At 46.0% G+C, this 19,617-nt stretch carries 19 protein-coding genes and 1 pseudogene; 12 read left to right on the top strand and 8 right to left on the bottom strand.

From position 1 onward, the window contains the following. Positions 1-6 precede the first annotated feature (6 nt). The 3 genes from J3P40_RS10455 to J3P40_RS10445 form a co-directional block, all read right to left on the bottom strand. Positions 7-2,682 carry a PQQ-dependent sugar dehydrogenase gene (locus tag J3P40_RS10455; RefSeq protein WP_256005257.1) on the bottom strand — a complete coding sequence of 892 codons (2,676 nt, stop codon included), beginning with the start codon at positions 2,680-2,682 and terminating at the stop codon, positions 7-9. Positions 2,683-2,691: 9 nt separating this feature from the next. Further along, positions 2,692-3,546 carry a sugar phosphate isomerase/epimerase family protein gene (locus tag J3P40_RS10450; RefSeq protein WP_256005254.1) on the bottom strand — a complete coding sequence of 285 codons (855 nt, stop codon included), beginning with the start codon at positions 3,544-3,546 and terminating at the stop codon, positions 2,692-2,694. A gap of 102 nt (positions 3,547-3,648) precedes the next feature. Further along, entirely contained in the window at positions 3,649-5,418 is a 1,770-nt protein-coding gene (locus tag J3P40_RS10445) for an alpha-L-rhamnosidase-related protein (protein WP_256005251.1), read from the bottom strand. Between the two features lie 116 nt (positions 5,419-5,534). On the opposite strand from J3P40_RS10445, the gene J3P40_RS10440 reads away from it, so the two are divergent. Then, positions 5,535-6,176: a SatD family protein gene (locus tag J3P40_RS10440; RefSeq protein WP_256005248.1), complete on the top strand. Its 642-nt coding sequence runs from the start codon at positions 5,535-5,537 to the stop codon at positions 6,174-6,176. Beyond that, the gene (locus J3P40_RS10435) at positions 6,166-6,954 is read left to right on the top strand and encodes a DUF3307 domain-containing protein (protein WP_256005245.1); all 789 of its coding nucleotides are present in this window, start codon (positions 6,166-6,168) and stop codon (positions 6,952-6,954) included. The genes J3P40_RS10440 and J3P40_RS10435 overlap by 11 nt, the downstream gene beginning before the upstream one ends. Position 6,955: 1 nt before the next feature. Here J3P40_RS10435 and J3P40_RS10430 read toward each other — a convergent pair whose 3' ends face one another. Then, positions 6,956-7,588, bottom strand: coding sequence for a hypothetical protein (locus J3P40_RS10430; RefSeq protein WP_256005243.1), 633 nt, complete (start codon positions 7,586-7,588; stop codon positions 6,956-6,958). Positions 7,589-7,700: 112 nt separating this feature from the next. Between J3P40_RS10430 and J3P40_RS10425 the strand changes: the two genes are divergently transcribed. Next, the gene (locus tag J3P40_RS10425) at positions 7,701-7,910 is read left to right on the top strand and encodes a DUF2683 family protein (RefSeq protein WP_256005241.1); all 210 of its coding nucleotides are present in this window, start codon (positions 7,701-7,703) and stop codon (positions 7,908-7,910) included. Between the two features lie 102 nt (positions 7,911-8,012). Here the strand turns inward: J3P40_RS10425 and J3P40_RS10420 are convergent, their stop codons facing one another. Next, positions 8,013-8,969 (bottom strand): fasciclin domain-containing protein, encoded by a 957-nt coding sequence (locus J3P40_RS10420; protein WP_256005238.1) that lies wholly within the window; start codon positions 8,967-8,969, stop codon positions 8,013-8,015. Between the two features lie 153 nt (positions 8,970-9,122). Here J3P40_RS10420 and J3P40_RS10415 point away from each other — a divergent pair, with 153 nt between their 5' ends. Next, a complete protein-coding gene (locus J3P40_RS10415) occupies positions 9,123-9,734 on the top strand; it encodes a MarR family winged helix-turn-helix transcriptional regulator (protein ID WP_256005235.1) in 612 nt (203 codons plus the stop codon). A gap of 77 nt (positions 9,735-9,811) precedes the next feature. Here J3P40_RS10415 and J3P40_RS10410 read toward each other — a convergent pair whose 3' ends face one another. Further along, complete coding sequence (locus J3P40_RS10410) at positions 9,812-9,967, bottom strand: hypothetical protein (RefSeq protein ID WP_256005232.1); 156 nt, start codon at positions 9,965-9,967, stop codon at positions 9,812-9,814. Positions 9,968-10,199: 232 nt separating this feature from the next. On the opposite strand from J3P40_RS10410, the gene J3P40_RS10405 reads away from it, so the two are divergent. Together J3P40_RS10405 and J3P40_RS10400 are read left to right on the top strand one after the other, a co-directional pair. Further along, a complete protein-coding gene (locus J3P40_RS10405; RefSeq protein WP_256005230.1) occupies positions 10,200-11,543 on the top strand; it encodes an SWIM zinc finger family protein in 1,344 nt (447 codons plus the stop codon). A gap of 1 nt (position 11,544) precedes the next feature. After that, positions 11,545-14,412, top strand: coding sequence for a DUF6493 family protein (locus tag J3P40_RS10400; protein ID WP_256005227.1), 2,868 nt, complete (start codon positions 11,545-11,547; stop codon positions 14,410-14,412). 181 nt (positions 14,413-14,593) lie between these two features. Here the strand turns inward: J3P40_RS10400 and J3P40_RS10395 are convergent, their stop codons facing one another. Both J3P40_RS10395 and J3P40_RS10390 read right to left on the bottom strand, forming a co-directional pair. Next, a complete protein-coding gene (locus J3P40_RS10395; RefSeq protein WP_256005224.1) occupies positions 14,594-14,980 on the bottom strand; it encodes a DUF1801 domain-containing protein in 387 nt (128 codons plus the stop codon). A 19-nt stretch (positions 14,981-14,999) separates the two neighbouring features. Then, the gene (locus J3P40_RS10390) at positions 15,000-15,698 is read right to left on the bottom strand and encodes a basic helix-loop-helix domain-containing protein (RefSeq protein ID WP_256005222.1); all 699 of its coding nucleotides are present in this window, start codon (positions 15,696-15,698) and stop codon (positions 15,000-15,002) included. 232 nt (positions 15,699-15,930) lie between these two features. Between J3P40_RS10390 and J3P40_RS10385 the strand changes: the two genes are divergently transcribed. The 6 genes and pseudogenes from J3P40_RS10385 to J3P40_RS10365 all read left to right on the top strand — a co-directional run bounded on the left by J3P40_RS10385 (position 15,931) and on the right by J3P40_RS10365 (position 19,435). Continuing rightward, on the top strand, positions 15,931-16,854 hold the full coding sequence (locus J3P40_RS10385) for a hypothetical protein (RefSeq protein WP_256005220.1): 924 nt from the start codon (positions 15,931-15,933) through the stop codon (positions 16,852-16,854). Positions 16,855-16,981: 127 nt separating this feature from the next. Next, positions 16,982-17,314: a hypothetical protein gene (locus J3P40_RS10380; RefSeq protein ID WP_256005217.1), complete on the top strand. Its 333-nt coding sequence runs from the start codon at positions 16,982-16,984 to the stop codon at positions 17,312-17,314. A 27-nt stretch (positions 17,315-17,341) separates the two neighbouring features. Further along, positions 17,342-17,683, top strand: a complete 342-nt coding sequence (locus J3P40_RS10375; RefSeq protein ID WP_256005215.1) for a hypothetical protein — start codon at positions 17,342-17,344, stop codon at positions 17,681-17,683. Positions 17,684-17,734: 51 nt separating this feature from the next. Continuing rightward, positions 17,735-17,948 (top strand): annotated as a pseudogene (locus tag J3P40_RS17875) (hypothetical protein); the annotation flags it as partial. Positions 17,949-18,344: 396 nt separating this feature from the next. Further along, a complete protein-coding gene (locus J3P40_RS10370) occupies positions 18,345-18,611 on the top strand; it encodes a transposase (protein WP_256005212.1) in 267 nt (88 codons plus the stop codon). A gap of 20 nt (positions 18,612-18,631) precedes the next feature. Next, positions 18,632-19,435 (top strand): IS3 family transposase, encoded by an 804-nt coding sequence (locus J3P40_RS10365; RefSeq protein ID WP_256005211.1) that lies wholly within the window; start codon positions 18,632-18,634, stop codon positions 19,433-19,435. The last annotated feature ends 182 nt before the right edge of the window (positions 19,436-19,617 follow it).

The following is a 19,617-nucleotide window of genomic DNA, read 5'->3' as shown; positions in this document are numbered from 1 at the left end:
CGCTGCTTAAATTTTTACTTCGAGGCTGCTTACCTTGCCAGATCCCTCCGGAAATACAATGTAGACGTTGCTGCGCCCTTTTTGTGGCGACAACACCGCTCGTCGTTTTTTTCCATCGGCGGTCGCCGCGGTACTGATCACTGTGCCTTCCGGGCTACCCGTTCTCACTTCAAATACAGCCGGCGCTGCGTCGTCGGTGCCGGTCAACTCAATCGCATTGAGGTCTGTCAGGTCTATATTCTTCAAATGAATATAGGCGCCTTTCTCGCTTACCGTGGCTACAGATTTATCGTCGTTAAAGTTGATCCCGCGGAATCCATCGGCCTGCTGCACCTGCATCAGGGGGTGACGAAGCACCACAACATGCTCGCCCAACTGCGGCGCCGCCATGCTTGCGCCCTTGTCGCGATACGCCGCGCGGAAGATAAATGTACCTTTATTCGTCTGACCGGGCTGCAGATTGGTAGTATACGTGCCGGTAACCGGACGGTTCTTAGCCACCTGCTCTTTCTCGCTCAGGCTCATGATGTACTTAATAATGGTACTCACCTGCGCGGTGCTCATAGATGAATGCGCGGGCATCATCGCATCGCCCCATACCCCGGCACCGCCATTGATGACTTTCTTCACCAGCGCCGGTTCTGCAGTCTTGCTGCCCTTGTATTTCAGGGCAATCTGGCGGAAGGACGGGCCGAGCGATTTGGTGTCTATATTATGACAGGCCGCGCAATCGCTTTTAGCCATCAGCGCCTTAGCCGTGGCATGCTGTGCAGAGGCGTCGAAACGGCTTTGGTTCTGCGCAATCACGGTCATATCATATCCCTCGGTAAGGTAATTGATGGAAACAGACACCTGTGAGGGCAGAATGCGTTTATTGGCCAGACTGCCATCTTCCTTGTCAGACACGCTCACGGCGTAACTGATGGTATTGCCCGGGAAATAGAAGCTTGAGTTGCCCTTGGTAAAGTTAAACTTCACATCCGGTATGCTGTTGCCCGCCGCTATTTCCACCGACTTACTGTTTTTAGCACCCGATGGGTCTGTTACGGTCAACGTGGCTTTATACACCCCAGCGCTAAGCAGATTGATCTCCGGATTTTCTTCTTTCCGTGTCGAGATCAGTTTTCCGTTCCTGGTGATCTTCCATTCATAGCTCAGCGGGTCCTTATCAAAATCCTCTGTCCCGGCCGACGATAACTGTACCTTCAGCGGCAGGCCGCCTGCGGTTTTGTTGGCCGCCACCTGTACCACCGGCTTCCTGTTGCCCCCGTTATATTCAATCTTAATAAGCTGAGCTTCGGGATTGTCCTTGAAATAGCCGTTGCCGTATTCCAAAACGTAGAGACTGCCATCGGGACCAAACTTCATATCGATTGGTCCGCGTAAAGTAAGGTTAGGAAGGAAACGCTCCATGGATTTATACTGACCATTTTCGTCCAGCGTAATCGCCAAAATCCAGCCACGCACCCAGTCGGTCACCAGCCATTTGCCATCATAATAAGCCGGGAAGCCCCCCTTCACATTAGGGAAATCTGCCTTACGGAATATGGGTCCGCCAACCGCGCTCCGGCCTCCGCTCAATACCTCAGGGAATTCGGCACTGCCGACATACGGATACCATACCATGGCGCCTACCGCTGGCGGCAGCACTTTCAAGCCCGTATTGTTGGGCGAATTATTCACCGGACGCTTCGCATCGTACCAGTCGCCCGACTCCTTCGTAGCAAAATTATAATAACGGTAAGCCTGGTTGTTGCCGATAAAATACGGCCAGCCATAATTACCCGCCTTGGTCGCCATATTAAACTCGTCGTACGACATCGGGCCTCTCAATTCAGATGAGTTGGAGCCATCGGGCCCAACCTCACCCCAGTACAGATAACCCGTTTTGCTGTCTATCGACAACCGCCATGGGTTCCTGTTGCCCATCGTATAGATCTCGGGACGGGTTCCTTCCATGCCTTTAGGAAAGAGGTTACCCTCCGGAATGGTGTAACTGCCATCCGGTTCAGGATGGATCCGCAGAATCTTTCCGCGCAGGTCGTTGGTGTTGCCCGACGACTTCTGTGCGTCTCTCGGACTCTCACCCGGGCGTTCGTCTATAGGCGTAAAACCATCTGATGAACGCGAGAATGTATTGTCGCCCGTACTCAGATAAAGGTTACCATCCTTGTCGAACAGCATACCGCCACCTACGTGACAGCACTCCTCACGCTGTACCACTACATCGAGCATCTTTTTCTCGGTAGCCATATTCAGTTTACCCCCCGCCCAGGTAAAACGCGACAGGCGGTTTACCGACACATCTTTGGGTGAATAGAAAATATAGATCCAATGGTTTTTGCTGTAGTTAGGGTCCAGGATCACACCCTGAAGGCCATCTTCCCCTTCAGAGCGCTCGCCGGTCTTGCTCACGTACTCACGGCTCACCGCGAAATCTGCGATCACCTCCATTTTGCTGGTGCCCGGCGTATAGATTTTAAGTTTGCCTTTACGTTCCGCATAAAGCACCCGGCCGTCGGCCATCACCTGAAACTGCATGGGCTCCTCCAGCTTTTGCTGCAATACCACCCGGGTGAAACGATTATCTTCCGGTTTGGCCGGCAATTGTGCATAGGAAAGCGTTGAAGCGAACAGCATAAACGAGGCTGCTGCAAGCTTTCTGCATATAATATTGGTCATTGATATCAATTATTTTTGAGCTACAAGATTCCGGAAATTGATCACACTGGCGGCAACATCCGCACTGTTGCTGTCCCAGTTATATTCATATTCGGCAGAGATGGTGCCCTTAAAGTTTTGTCTTTTTAATTCCGCGATTACGCCAGGGATGTTAGATATCCCTTCTCCCCAGTGCACGTCATGCCCTTTTTTACTCTTCTCATGAAGATCTTTCATGTGCGAATGCAGTACATGTCCGTCCAGTTTCTTTAAACACTCCACCGGGTCGAGACCCGAACGTACCCAGTGACCGATGTCGGCACATGCCCCGATGCGCTTGCTTTGCCCTTTAATGGCATTGAGCACCACATCCGGATTCCAGTAGTGCGAGGGGTCAGGGTGGTTATGGATCGCCAGGTTGATCTGGTACTGATCGCATAGCTTAGACAGGAAGGGAATGAACTTTTCATCAGGCTCTGACGTGATGGTCTGCACCCCCATAGCCTTGCAAAAACGGAAGGCCTGCTCCCATTCTGCCTCACTACCAGCGCCGTATACGCCGAAAGCAACCAGCTTAACATTGGTTGTTTTCAACTTCTCCAGGATGGCTTTTCTGGTAGCCTCATCCATTTTAGGATCCATCTTTCCGGCAATGCCCCCGCCTATGGTCTGCCCCGGAAAGGCCTCAACATAACGAAGGTTGCAGCTGTCGATTTTCCTGACGGCTTCAAAAAAAGTAAAGTTCTTAAAAGTATAGGCTTGTGAGCCGAGTTGCCAGCCAAGTTTAGCTTCGGGGTGACTGGCCTTTTTCGGACTGTTGGTGACGCTCTTGCAGGACGTTAAGGATGCCGCCGCTAGCATGAGCAGGCATAGGTTTCTGGTCATTGACTTCATTGTGTGTGCAATTTGGTTATTACGAAGGTATTGGTTACAGGTTTCAGTTAAATGGACAATATCAGCCAAAAGAATGGACAATATTGCCGCCTCCTAATATACCATTTTTTTAATGACGAGCTTTACTTCCCTGGGTCCGCTTGCAAGGGTTTTAACTTTGCCATCGGCCTGCCTGGTATGCTTCACCTTAACCACACCATAAGGCGTAGGAAAACTACCTTCCGCATACTGCAGATCGCCCAGATGAGGCTCAATGCGGATGCTTTTACAACCCGGCTCAAGCACCTGTATACCAAGCACATGTTCCGTAAGCCACGAGGTAGGCCCCGAAGCCCAGCCGTGGGCCAGACTATGCCTGAAACCCACATAGCAGTAGGCACCGTAGTCGCCATGAATATCCTTTTTGCCGGCCGGCACCAGTTCATCGATGCGACCGGCGTTGGGCAGCCAGTCCATATTGAAATCTTCCCAGAATGTGGTGGCACCCAAATCGAGCATGGCGCCCCAGTAGGTTTTTATGATCTCCATCGCCTGCTGGTACTGCCCTGCTTTGGCGAGTGCCTGCAGCATGTAATAGCCGTAAAATGTCGAAAAGTTTTTAGCCCCGCCATCAGAAATCAAACCGGCAGCCTGTTCTTTCGGAATCATATCTGCCAGTGCCAGCAAAGCAGCCGCCTGTTTAGAGCCATTCATTTCAGGCACATAAGTTTTCATACGCCCGGCTACCGACCGGTACCTGGCGGCGGCGCTTTCATCCTTAAGGATAGTCAGCATTTCCGCGCCCGCCTGGAGTGTCATCACCATCAGGGCCTGTAAACCGGCATGAATGGCGGGCTGATTTTCACTTGAAGGCCAGTCCAGAAATCTGCCGTCGAGCGTTTCTTTGTTATTGGCATCAACTTTAGTGATCAGGTGGTCGAGCAGTTTCACCATATAATCCTTTTGCGCCTGCAGGTAAGCCAGATCACCGTTGTACCGGTACAGGTCGCGGTGAATGATCACCCACCACATGGAGTAAGCACTGATACCGTTCATCCATTGATTGGGCGGCGTAATGTCGCGAATCAGATCCAGACTCTTTGGGACCACTTCATTGTATCCAAACACGTTACTGATGGTGGTCACCTCCGGGTGCATGTCGCCTACCCACACCAGGCGGTCGCGCTTAATCCCGTCCCACAAATATTGCTGCATGTTAAGATGCACCGTGTAAGCGCCTGTTTCCCATATCTTGTTTAAGCGCTCGTCGCTGCTCTTAAACGTACCCAGGTAAGGAATGTCGCGGTACACAAAGATGGCCCGTACCTCTTTAAGAAGGAGTTCGGAGTTGGGGTCGACCAGATCTATGCGTACAAACCTGTAACCGGTATTGCCGATCTCCAGTGCCCCCAGCCAGGGCACATCTATCGTAAAATCACGTATGGCGTGATCGTTGGTGGCCGTAGCGGGACTACCCGTTTCAGACATGGCTTCAGCTGCAGATTCGCCGAAACGAACACGGATCTTTACAGGAGCATTCTTTTTCATCATGCCGGTAACGATCTGCAGGCCGCCCTGAAGCTCCTTACCGAAGTCGAGCAGCAGGCCGCCTTTATGCTGCGCATCGCTCAGCAGCGTGACCATGTTTTTGTTGACCAGCTCGCCCTGACCGTTGCCGGGCTTTAGGAGCTGACCGGCATCCTTTACGTACTTTCCCGTGGCGTCCGACTGCCACAGGATGCGTGTAGGGCTCAGGTAAACCCTGGCGCGCTTGTCGACCTCCATGCCTTTCGGGCTTTCTTTAAAAACAGGTGGCAGTTGGGCGGACAGGGTTTGTGCGACCATGAACAATATGGCCAGGAGGGAAAAATTCTTTCTATACATAGCGATACAATATAAGGTTTAAAAATCAGTATTCTATAAAGCCACATTATAGAACAAATACTCTATAATTTGCATTTATAAAACGAATGTTCTATATTCACGTAAAATAGAATGCTATGAAGAATCATGCAGTTGTAACGGGCGACATCATTGGGTTCACTAAATTATCGCCCCAAAAACGAAAAGCATTAATTACCCATACGGAAAACTTGCTCAAAAGCTGGATAGCCAATGCCGCTGATGCTGAAATATTCAGGGGTGACAGCTACCAGATGATATTTGCAGATCTGCGCTATGCCTTAACCCGCAGCATACAACTGGTTTGCTGGTTTAAAACCTATGTGGCAGACCAGGATAAAACCCGCATGGACACCCGCATCTCCATAGGCGTGGGCACCATATCGTACCAGGGAAAAAACGTGCTTAATTCAGATGGCGAGGCCTTTCATTTATCCGGGCGGCGGTTCGACAAGATGCAGGAGGGCGAGTACCTGGCCATTAGTACAGGGCATGAAGAAACAGATACAACGCTCGAAATAATGCTTAACTTTATCAATGCCTATATGGCGAGCTGGACGAAAGGTCAGGCCGAGGTGATCTACCTGATCCTGGAGGGTAAAACCCAACAGGAAATTTCCGCGGCGCTATCCTTATCGCAACCATCCGTGAACAGCAGGCTTAAACTGGCAGGCTGGAAAGAATTTGAACCTGCCATAAGATATATTGCATCCTTATTAGAAAAGAAAAATGGAAATTAACCTGTTGTTTAAGCTGATTGTAGCGCATTTGCTCACCGATTTCGTTTTCCAGCCCGATTCCTGGGTGGAAGATAAAAAGAAAAACAAGGCAAAATCGACAAAGCTGATGTGGCATGCGCTGCTGACCGCGGCAGTGGCCTACCTGATTTCCGGGCTGTACGGGAATATCGTGATCCCGCTGGTCATCTTTATCACCCACTACCTCATCGATCTTGCCAAACTATACCTAAACGATAGCTTTAGAAACTTTATGCTCGACCAGCTCGCGCATCTCCTCGTCATCATCCTGTTATGGCTGGGCGTTGAACAAAACCTTGGTAGCATAAGCCTTTGGTTTCAATCCCTTTCTGCACATCCGGCTTTTTGGCTGATCACGGCAGGATATATATTCGTAAGCTGGCCGCTCGGAATCATCATTGGAAAAGCCACTCATAAGTGGCGAAACCAGATCGCCCTTGAGCAGGCAAAGCGAAATGAGCTGGCCAACGAAACACTACTTACCAGAGAAGAATCCGGCACAAAAGAAGAAGAACCACTAGGCCTGGCAAGCGCAGGCAAATGGATCGGGATCTGCGAAAGGATATTGATCCTCACTTTCGTCCTCATGCAGCAATATACCGCTATCGGCTTTTTAATGACCGCCAAATCCATCCTGCGTTTTAGTGAAAAGGAAACCAACACCCAGCTTAAAACAGAATATATCCTCGTAGGGACGTTGGTCAGCTTTGCCTGTTCAGCGCTGGTAGGTGTGCTGATACAAGTGCTTATGGCACGCTGAGCTATTTACGAAAAGCTTCTCCAAAAGTCCTGAGGATTTTCAGCATGGACTGCCGCCCCTTCCTACCCGGACAAAGGTTTTCATATTCTTCAGGACTATCAAATGAACGTTTTTCTATCCCAGATTTAGAGATCAGAATAAGATCATAGGCAGACCCGTCGGAAATTCTCCTAATACGACGTTCTGCATCACGAGGACAACCGACACCGTCCATCGTATCATCCCGCACATCCCAGGGCTTTTCCGCGACAAGTGCTGTCCAGGCCCTTCTAAGTGCTTCGGTGGATACCTTTTTAACGTCAAGCATCCGGTTTACATCTCCCCACCTTTCAGACCTCAAATCATGCACCTCAATTAGTTTTTCACGAATTGCTGTCGGCATCAGAACTCCGTAAAGCGGCGAATTATACGTTTGGTAAGTATAGGCCGTGATGGTGTCCCCTTTTTTACTGATCATCTGGCAGTGCGGAGTCATCCAACCACCTCGGTATTCGATGATGATGGTTGTATCCGCATGCTTTTGCATAAAAAGATGTAAGTCGCTCGGCTTATCAGCCTGCGCATATCCTGAAAGAGAAACGGCAAATAACAAAAGAAGGCCGACGAATCCTGTTGTACTAGGCTTGAAGATCATATCAAATGAATATTAAAACTCAAAGTTGCAGACAATATTTTTTTTATCAAATCATTATCACACCGGCATTGATATTGGTTATATTTGTAACACTTACTTTAATAGACAGCCTATGGCAACCATTGTAGTACATCCTCAAAAAGATCAGCTCAAAGCTGTAAAGGCAATTTTAAAAGCGTTGAAAGTTCCTTTTGAAGAAACAAAGGAAGAAACTTTGCCGCAGCATGTTTTAGAAAGTATAAAACGAGGCCAAGAAGATGCCAAAGCTGGCCGTACAATCACACTTGATCAATTTGCTGAAAGAATGTCTTCTCGTCTGTGAGTTTATCTGTAGTTTCATAAACCCACCACCAGTATAACAACAAAAAGTAACTGCCAGCTTTACCAGCAGTTACTTTCCCTTTTAAGTTCTTCTATAAAAAAGTTACGGCATTAATACCTGATCGATGACGTGAATGACGCCATTGCTCGTAAGCATGTTGGCCGACGTAATGGCCGATGCGGTAGTATTAGAATTTCCTTTTACTTTGGCACCGCCAGATAGTGTTACGGTTAACGAAGCGCCATTTGCTGTAACCGGCTTAGCTCCTTCTGTCAGATCGCTCGACAAAACCCTTCCAGGTACTACGTGATAAGTCAGAATATTGGCAAGCACAGCTGGATCTGCGGCCTGAATGGCAGCTACACTGGCAAAACCTGCATTGATAAAGGCCTGATTGGTTGGCGCGAATACCGTAAGCGGTCCGGCACCCGAAAGCACCTGCGCTACGTTGGTGCTGCCCTGGCTAGCCCTTAACACGGCAGCTACCAGAAAGCTGAAGTTGGCATTGCCCTGCGCGGCCTCAACGATATTTCCGGAAGGCGGCATCAACACCATATTGATCACGTGTATCACACCATTGCTCGCGGCAACATCCGCTTGCGTTACCGCAGCGCCGTTCACAAATACACCTGAGGAATTCTTGGTAACATAAACAGTCAGGTCGTTATAGGTTTTAACCTGCGTGTTGCTGGCGGTGGCAATAGCCGAAGCCGGAACGCGCTGACCAAGAACATGGTACAATAAGATCTTTTTCAGGTTTTCTACAGGAACAGCTTTAATTTTCGCTTCTGTGTCGAGACCCGCGGCAGCAAATGCAGCATTGTTAGGTGCAAACACGGTAAAGTTTCCGGTGCCCGACAGCGCTTCAGTAAGGCCAGCCTGTACCAGCGCTGTTTTCAGCAAAGAGAAATTACTGTTGGCCGAAACAATGGCAGCGATGCTCGTATCAGGCACTACGACCCTATCGTCGTCTTTTTTGCATGAAACCAGCAGCACCGCAGCAGAAAACGCAGCGAACACAGCTGCGCTTTTCAATTTGGTAAATCTAAAGTTTTTCATAAATGATTAGTTTATATTTATACTAATCTGAAGACAAACAACCACCTATTTTGTTTGTTTTTGTACTAAAAAATACGTGAATTTAAAATTCCGATATTTATTAGGTACAATATTCTACTTTTTAGTATACTTTTGAATTAAGCTTTTTAGGTAATGTATTACGATCTCATATTAGAAATGGTTCGCCTTGTTCAGCTTTACGAGCAGGAATCTGAAACAGAAGCCCCCGATGTGCATTCCTTTGGGCAATGGCTGAATCAATACATGGTAAGGGAAGGGCATCAGGTATTGCAGGAGCCCGAGTGGGACGGCAAAGCGAACGGGCGCTCGGCCGACAGCGTGATCAACACAACGCTGGTGCACCTTTACCGCTACGCCAAACTACAGGCAAAGCATGCCATAGCCGATACCGCTTTCTCCACCCCCGATGATTTCATTTACCTGATCACGCTGGTCTCCTTTGGAAGCATGACCAAAACCGCCCTCATCAAACGAAACGTCCATGAAAAGTCGGCCGGCATGCAAATCATTAAACGACTGCTTGATGGCGGACTTGTAACGCAAACGCCCATCGACACCGATAAAAGAAACCGGATGATCCATATCACCGAGAAAGGCAAACAACATTTAGAAGAAAATATGTCGAGTATCCGTCAGGCCTCAAGAAATGTAACAGAACCTTTGTCGGACCAGGAGAAAATGGATTTGATCAGGCTGCTTACCAAACTTGAGACTTTTCATGAGGGCCGTTTGCGGGGGGAGTAAGGGCTCGGCGTGCTGATTCATGTGCTAGTATGTCATGAGCTATTTACGAAACACATGTCAGATGAAAGAATGACAACTTAACGCCTTTTGGCATCAAATCTTTCTTTTATCTCTTCCCAGGTCTTGCCCTTCACTTTGCCAGATTTAAGGTCAGCAGATTGACTACTTAACATTTCAAGATATTGAGGATCTCCCCAACGCTCATACTCCGTATTGATCTCAGCTTCCACCATCGTATAGATTGCCTTTACTTTTCGATCATCTGCGAAGTCAATACATATGCCAGAGACCAAATGAAAGGAGACTCTATATGATCTATAAATCAATCAACATAACAACACAAAAAACAACGTAGAAAGCCGCATCTTTAATCTATTCACGGTCTTATTAGGGCGATGAAGTAACGTTATATTTCAATTGTGCTAAATTATCGCTAGGTTAGTGTAGTCTATCACAAACGCTTCTATGGCAGAGACCTTAACTTATCATTATAATTATCCATCACTTCTCACAAAGAGCCAAAATGAAGCGGGTCTGCTCCTGTCGAATTACAATGAAATACAGAAGAAGGAAAGCTCCTGCTATTTTTGGGGGAAACTTAAAGATCCTTATCTGGTTGCACGCGCTTTAATAAACCTGTCAAACGTTGTTCAATCAAGCTTCAACCTATCCCCTTTCCAACTGGCTCTTCTGAAAGATCCGATTGTGACTGCCGGAAGTGAAAAAATAAGATTTGAAGGATTCTCTCATTGCGCAGGTGTGTATGCCCGCGTCGATATCCTGGAGGCGGGTCTTGACGGTGAGTTCCCGGAACCGGGAACAACCAATGTCGACTTCAATCAAGGAATGATCTCTTCCCTGAGCACAATTCAACGGAATGAAAATGTCATGCTATCCGTTGGCCCCAAAGAACTTAGTTTAATACAAGATGGACATGTGACCAAAGAACGCAAAGTGCCTTTGCCGGTAAAATGGATAAAGGCGCTCACATCGGTACAAATGTTTCTTTCCGATTCTGAACAGCAGCATTCCTTTAACAAAATCCAGGCGATTCAGCTTTTTAAAACCATACCGACAGGTAAGCCCAAGGCCGACTACTATCTTATTTCAAGAGCGGGGAAACCTGCGTTTTCACCTGTCAAATCAGCCAGCGGAATATACGTGGGCGGCATCCACCGGTTGCGCCTTCTGGAACCTCTGCTTCCGTTTATAGATCAGCTGAAGGTGTTTGCACATCCCGGGATGCAGTCGACCACCTGGCAATTGTACTTCGGTGGTTTGCGGTTCAGTATATCCCTATCGCGCGACACCTGGCGTGGTTTTTCCGGTGAAGGTGCCGCTCTTGATGCACTTCTTGAAGATATCCCAGAGTCCTGGCTGACATCGGCCGAGAAATATTGCCAGGCAAATCAGCAGTTTAACGCTACGTTATTCGCGATCAACGAAGGCCTGGACAGGACGCTGGTCGACCAGCTTACCGCCCGGCTTTCAGCAATTGGTTTACTGGGTTTTGATCTGGATGAGAACGCTTTTTTCTACCGGCGCCTGCCGTTTAAAACGGAACGAATATTAAGCTTGAATCCCCGGCTGAAAGATGCAGAAAAGCTCCTTGCTGAAGGAAAGGTTAATATATTGCAGAAAGCCAGCGACAAAATCGAGGCAAGCGTGAAAGGAACAGGCGTAGATCACGTGGTAGTAATAGAGGGCGGAAGAGAGCGGTGTACGTGCACCTGGTTTAGTAGGAACCAAGGGCAGCGCGGAAGTTGCAAGCATATTTTGGCGGTAAAAAAGAAAATCACAGAACTATAATATGCTTGCTAAACAATTGGCAGAGATCGTTCATAATGATCAGCTGGATAAGATCGTTCCTTTTCTTAAAAGCCTTGGCGACAGTAAAAAAGAAATCCTGCCCACGCTTAAAAAGCTTTTCAGAGAATATTCGCAATACGAGGAAGTAAAAAACGACGACGGCAGCATATCTTACCACTCAAAAGCAGTTGGAGACCGACTGCTGATCCTATCGATGACGGCTTTTGTTTGCTGCGATGAAAAAGGCTTCTCTTCCATGTATGGCGGACCTATTCTTAGCAGGCCGGTTATGGAAAAGCTATTGCCCTGGCATTGCCCCACATGGTTCAGCGCGCACATCAACAAATATGCAAGGGAGAACTTCTTTCTCTTTGACTACGAAAATTATCTCTATTGGGTAGACAACAAATACGTCCAGCCATCTACTGAACTGATCGCCAAACTTCTGCCATCTGTTATCTTTGACGTTGACGGCAAGTCATTTAGATATGTGTACGTCCCCGAAAACCTGCACAAACACCCAGTAACCCTTGCCGAGCATATCTGGCTGATTTTTCAGCACGAAACTTCGATCCATACAAGCGATCGTTACATGAGCTTTAGCGATGGCTCAAAGGAAGGTCGATGGATCAACACATTTATTGACCTGACAGAACGGGGGCTTCTTGACCGGAAACGCCTGCTACACGATACGCTGCTGGCCACCAACAGGAATTTCAATCAGGCGCTATCCGGATGGTTTTCCCAACTGTTTATGGAGCTCAAGCCTCAATACGAAGAGCTGGCCGAGCTCGTTGCAGAACTCCTCAACTCATTTAATTCCAATAGCACTAAGCAGGTAAACGCGGCCCTGAAATATGCTAAAGTCCTGATCGAAACAAACCATACACCCGATAACCTGTCGGATTACCTGAATATAACCATCACTTCCAACACTAAATCCATAGTACTTGCCACACTGGCCTGCATAGAGGAATTCGCCAAAAGAAAACTGGATGATGATAACGCCCTTTGCCATCTTGCCTGCTCAGCGCTTGTGCACTCAGATGCAGCAATACAAATCAGAACAGCAAAATTTCTGCGTAAATATGGGGCAGAATCAAATCAGAACTTGCGAGATGCGATAAGTGCTTTTTCAGATAATCTCCTGATAGAGAGTAGAAGTCTGCTCTCCGGTTTTGTTCGTGCGCCCGAACCCACATCGGCAGAAGAGCCTGATGCAGACTCCCATGTTAATCTGCCCAGGGAAATAACACCTGTAGATACCTTTGAAGATTTGTTGTTTCTGGCCAGTCAGGCCTTCGACAACAACGAAAGCTGGCATTTTGAACACTTGTGTAATTCGCTGTTATTAATGCAGGACAACATCCATGGCGAGCATATTAATAAGTTCTCCCCTGCCTTGCAGCGCGCGGTCCTCACACTAAAGAATGACCCCAGAACAGGCACTGGTTTTCTAGACAAGCTTCTTGCAACATTCTTTATTGAATACTCCGGGGAACTTATCAAAAGATATCCTGCTAACTCAGCGGATCTTCAGAAAGTTTTTCAAAACTATGCCGGAGGCAGAGCCTGGGAGCAAACCGCAGGAATTTTATCTCAATGGGATAGCAAATCGGCCATTTATCAGCCCTTTAAGAAATTGCTGGTCGATGTGTTGAACTTTTTAAAGCATGCCGTTAAAGTTCCGCTTCTGTGTTGCCCCGACTACTACCCTTGCAGGGTTTCAGCATCTAGTCTGGTGCACCGCCTAAAGATTTACCAATCGGCCAACGTCGACCCCTCCCTGATGGATTTTCAGATAGCCGTGTCCCGTTTGCAAATCGCGGATCCTGAAGAACTTAAGCGCTTAGCAGAAGCAGAACTAAAAGGAACGTATAAAGACATATTTATTTACCTGGTGGGCGAGGCCTCTGCCGTTCCGAAAATCGAGAAACTAAAATCTGTATGGCTCGTGGCATCCATTTGGAAGCACAGGAAGAAGAATGCAGATATACTTTCGGATCTGAGCGCTTTACGACCCGAATACCTTACCGGAAATTTTGAGTGGAAAGTGAGGGCAAAACAGCGCTATATTCCAGTATATAGCATGGAACAAAAAAAGTATGTCGACGGAGATACCATGACCACGGACAGGGAACTTCGAATCATTTTCCCTGAAAAACATAAAGCGGAAACCGCTGTCAAACGAATCTTCAGTGTAATGACGAATCGTACCACCGCCCCTTCAATATACGATGATTTGATATTAGTAGGTTGGATTTCGTCAGAGGCATTTGACATTAAACGCTCACTATATCTTGTGCCAGACAATCCTGACCCTGTGCTGGCGCAAGTCATATTTAAAGCCCTGGTATTTTCCAAGTTTTACGAAGAGCCGCAAAGACGCCTTATAAGCGAAACACTTGAAGCTCTGTTAACATTGGAACCGCAAAACACGGAGATGTCCAACCTTTTTGTTGCCGCATGCATGATGAATGGCGATAAAACAGTGGCAAGTTATGCTGCAGAGCTTTGGATCAGGAGAATAACGTCAGGCGATCTCGACAATAACAGGATTGGGGAAATGCTCGGCACACTGGAACAGGTCGAATACGCCCCTTTAAAGCGACTTACCGACCTCATGTTCAGTTGTATGTTTAAGGTCTCCGCAAAACATAATCAGGCTTTGGAAGCTTTGATTGTTTCATGCATTTCTCAAATGCCGGATGAACCGATAACCAATACAAAAAAGCTGTTGGATCTCTATAGTGAGCTTTTAGTCATAAATAACACGAAGCCTTCAAGTCCAACGCTCCTTAATAAGCTCAATCAATGGCAATCGAATACAGGGTTAAAGAAAACGATAGCACGGATCTTATCTCTTTAGTTTTTTACCGTTATCTTTGTGTATCTCTTAAAGAAAGGAACTCAAGTGCAAACTGTTAAACATACTTTAATTACAGAAAAGGTTTATCCTAAAGCTACTGTTGTGAGTAAAGGTAAAAGCTATGCTAATGATCCTTTTATCGTTAAAAAGGTAGAGCAAGCTAAAGAGGTTTTGAGTAAAGTCAAAATACCTCAGTCGCTTTTATCCAACGGCCAATAATTCCTCCAAGCTGCGCTTTACATTCATCAAAGCCCGCTGCGTTTTTAATCTGCAGAATTCCACGGTCGTTAGACTTCCAGGTGAACAGTCGCCCAGGGTCTACGGTTTGATGATCTATGGGTTCACTTCTTATCCTGGTGCCTGCGTGTAAGATGAGGTGAAAATCCTTTGCTGGTTGAACTTTAAGCGTAACTCTGTCCCTGTCGAGGTGCTGATAGTTAGGACCGTTCCATTTGATATTTTCCTCCATAGATGGAGCGGCGCTGAGTATGATAGCCCTTAACTCCTCTATTTGGGCGCGCAGCGGATGATTGATCTCGTCTAGTAAGACAGTTACTTCTTTGTTCATTTGGTTCATTAACAGCTTTTTAACAAGGAAACCACCATTGCAGCAAATAAAGCTTACCAAACTTAAGGAAAACATTGATGTGTCCGTCAGTAATATTGTCTTTATCCTCTCTCAATTTAATAACCTGCAGCGCACCTTCACCAGCCACATCCATCACGCCAACATGCTTGATCGCATTTGGAAACAGCTTTTTTAATGTGGCGAGGGTGGTGTGCCTGTTAAGCCTCTGCTTACGAAAGATGATGAAATCGCCATGACTGAAATTTACCTGGTCTATCGCCACTTTTTCCTGCGAACATTCAAAGCGCGATCCGTTTTTGTATACATACCTGGCTTCCGGATGAACCGAACCATCCGGTTCCTGGAAAATGCTGGTGCATGGCTCTATATCGCTTAACAGTTGCGTACTATCCGGCTTGCCAAGCACAGATTGGAATTCCTTCAACGAGAAATAACGTTTCAATTTTCCGTTAATGAGCATGTCTTTTTCGTCCATCACCTCAACGGCCGTATCATTTTGTAAATCTTCTGGTGCGGTATTTTGAATGCCTGAACCCGATTTAGAGAGAACATTCTTTGACTTGTTTTGCTTTTGCGTTGCCTTTTTTGAGGATTTTTCGCCTTCGCGGGCACAAGAGATAATCAGCAGGCTTATGACAACACCTATTAAAACCAGTAGAGGAACGTTAAGCTTCATGATACGACGATATTTTAACATAGTTTAAACGCTTCTTGCAACGAAATGTTTATTTGGTAAAGCAAGAGTATTCTGACATTAAAATATGAGGATGTTTTATTGGCTTTGTGGTGTTGTATCCATTGGCCTTTTCACATTTTTGGCCTTTAAAGTAGCCGGCGATATGCAAGTAAAAGTTGACGATCTACCGTCCGAATTTGAGCGTTATCAATCATTTGACAGCGCAAAAGTTGTCAGATCCCAAAATTTGTCGATGGCACTGTTTTTAGAAAGCGCGGAAGACATACAATATCACCTTACCCCGGAAAATCATTTGATCACATATTCCGTTCAAAACAAAACGGAAAACATATTTAAGAAGATCAACACGAACGGAGAAGTCATAGATTCGTTGACGATACACGACAAGCCTTTAAACATTGTTTTTGTGAACGGGTACATCATCCATAAAAAGGGTCAATATTACACATGGACTTTTGATGGCCGTAAGCAAGCGCTTCCAATCACCGGGCAAAATGACGACTTTAAGTGGGATCTTAAAAAGCAGCGGGAGCAGATTTCGGACATCGAGAATTCCTCTCCCTGGGTATTGGTCGACTTTGACTATGTAAATCCAGAGCCGGTAAAAACTGTTGGCGATGAGATACCGACCACACAGGCCATGACCACTTACAGCATGCTGACCTATTTCCAAAATGGTAAGTGTTTTCGGTTTTACACAACGCTGGATGTAACCGACAGGTTTCCCTATACCTACAGGGAGAAATTGCTGCTCAACAATCCTTTTAAGCGTTATAATCCAAAAATACAGGGCCGTAAAGAAATCATTTCACTTCCTCAGGTTCAATACCGTTATTATCAAAAGCTGAAACTGGAAAAAGTCCGCTTTTCGGGTGGCGGCGGTAATGCGGCGCCGTTTGATGTCATGCTCTACCATGGCAATCTGTTTACCGACGTGGTGTATAAAAATGACACATTAAAACTAAAGGAATTTATATATCAGTTTAACGACGGAAGCCGTTCCCCCATACAGATAGACGGTAAACGCATAGGCACCCTCACACAGAATAAAGCCCAGCCTCCCGCTATCATGGATGGCTACATGTATTACACGAACGAAAATCTTGCCTTTGCTTTGTTCACGAATGATGACAAAAAGCTTTATATGATCAGGTAGCCTGACGGCAAAAACCTAACTCCCCTCACCCCTCAACTTCTTCAGATTCCTGGAAAACGTATCCGGATCCATATTCAGAAGAATGCATGAATATTCATTCATTTAGTTAAAATAAGTTGAATTATGAATGAATTTTGATACATTACTGTGTTTCATCGGAGCAAGAGGTATGGGTGCCTTTGAATTCGAGCCATCAATTGCACCAACCACGAAAACGCATACGCTGGAAATCTCCAGTTTAATTAAAACTACCGAAAGATTGCTAAACAATAAGGAAGCGTTTCGAATACATACCCATGATGAAATGCGGGATGTATTGCTGGAAGTATTAAAAATGGGACCTTCGGCTGGCGGGGCTCGGCCAAAAGCGATAATTGCGTACAATGAAAAAACCGGAGACATAAGATCAGGCCAAATGCTTAGCAGACAAGGTTTTGAAGGCTGCCGAAGAGATAATTAATTACAATAAAAATTAATCTCCATAGTTATGGAAAATAGAATAAAAATAGCACTGGAGTTTTTGAAAGATGGTCAATCTTTTACTGTTGGAAATCTGCGTTTTAGTATAGACAATTCTAATTTGTTAACTATTACTGCTTGGTCTAAGTATTTGACTTTTTCAAACCTTACGAAAGCCAATTCATTAAGTGAATTAACAGAAATAAAGAGCATTTTCTCTAATATGATAGCTGCTTCTAATGATTTAAAAAGGTTTATTACAGATAAGTCTATAGAGTACGTTCTTTGTTATGACGATGGCGGAAAAGCATCTATTGATATCTGTTCTGAAGTTGATGGGGTCGTGAAATGGAAAGTGGAATTAAGATAGAATGAAACTATTTATAAAAGTATTGTTATTGTTTTAGTCAAAGGGGATTAAGTAGACGGGGTCCGTTCCTCCATGCGCTATGTTCCTGAGAAAGACAAGAAGGCCGTAATGGCCGATATGAAACCGATCTATCAGGCAAATAACGAACAGCATTAAAAACATCAGCAAGAAATGGACGATGCCAATCCATAACTGGGGACTGGCATTCTCCCAACTTTATATTAAATTTGGTGACAGAATTCTTCAGGAGAACAGAGGCTTCTGAGAGGCGTTAATTTAGAACTGACACAGTTCACGTTACACTCCCCAATACTTGTTTATATTAATTTTACTAAAAAATGAGCTTCACGATGAAATTTAAATTATTCATTAATTTGTACCTCACGCCACTGATTGTAACGCTCGGGAGCATACACTTTTTATCGGAATATAAAGGCTTGAAGTACAATATTAAAGCCTCGATTTTTGGATTTTCGTTCTACCCAACACTGTGGACGTTTCTTTTCACAATATTAGTTACAATTGTAGCTGTGTTTGTCACAGTCAGATTGTATACAATCCTGTACAAACGCAATCGTAAAGACAATTTGTGAATAAGAATGTAACCCTTCCAAAATCTCGGACTGTTTGAGTGGCGAAAAAACGTAACTTTAAACAGAAGATGAAAAAGTCAAAAATCAGCGAATCACAGATCGTTTCGGCGATCAAAGAACATGAAGCGGGCAAGTCAGCGGCGGATATCTGTCGCGCATTGGGAGTTCACCAGGCCACTTTCTACAATTGGAAGAAGAAGTATTCGGGAATGGATAGTCAGGAACTGCGTCGTTTGAAAGAACTTGAAGAGGAAAACCGTCGGTTAAAGCATATGTATGCGGAGCTAGCTCTTGACAACAAGATTCTTAAAGACGTATTGTCAAAAAAGTTCTAAAGCCCTGCCAGCGCAAAGACATGGCTGCTTATGTGATCACCCGGCATCATATCAGCATCAGCAGGGCTTGCAAGATTATATGCTTGCCAAAGTCCATGTATTATTATACCAGGATTAAAGACGATAGTGCGACCATTTTGAAGCTTCAGGAGCTGGCCGTCAAACACCCAACCGAAGGGCAAGATCTTTATTATAGCCGTATCCGCCGGGAAGGCCTGAAGTGGAACTATAAGCGGGTGCGCAGAGTTTACCTGATGCTGGGAATGAATAAGCGGAGGAAAGCAAAGAGGCGTGTTCCCCAGCGTGTTAAACAACCTCTGTGTCAACCTGAAAACTACACTGAGACCTGGTCTTTAGATTTTATGAGTGATGTGCTAGTGAACAAAAGAAAATTCCGGACGCTAAATGTGATCGATGATTTTAACAAGGAAGCCATTGCTATAGAAGCTGCTCATAGCATGCCTGCACAGTTGGTCACCCGATTACTAGAGCGGATCATGCGAGAAAAAGGCAAACCTAAGCGGATCAGGACTGATAACGGTCCAGAGTTTATCAGCAGGGAGTTCCGGGACTGGTGTAGCGCTAAAGGCATTGAGGTTCAGTACATCCAGCCAGGCAGACCTATGCAAAACGGTTATATCGAACGCTTTAACCGGACCTTCAGGGAAAACATCCTGGACGCTTACCTTTTTGAGGACATCACCCAGGTGCAGATCCTGGCCGAGGAATGGATGCAGGATTACAATTACAACAGACCACATGACGCCCTAAACGGCAAAACACCAGCGGAGTATAAGGCCCTGCCGGCGGCGTGTCGTCATTAAGCCAACTTGAAAAAAGTTGGCTTAACAACAACAGAGATATTATATTTGAAATCTCGTCATAAAACCGGTTCGAATTCCGGGAGGGTTACACACCCAATCACCATAAGTTTTCCTGAGTCCGTGGTTCGGATAGTCATATTATTTAACGTTAATGGTATACCGTCTGCAAGTAACCAAATTCG

The organism is Pedobacter deserti, assembly GCF_024436415.1.
In the GTDB taxonomy this organism is placed as follows: domain Bacteria; phylum Bacteroidota; class Bacteroidia; order Sphingobacteriales; family Sphingobacteriaceae; genus Pedobacter; species Pedobacter faecalis.
Note: the sequence above shows the minus strand (reverse complement) of the source record. Positions and strands in the feature narration are given on the sequence as shown.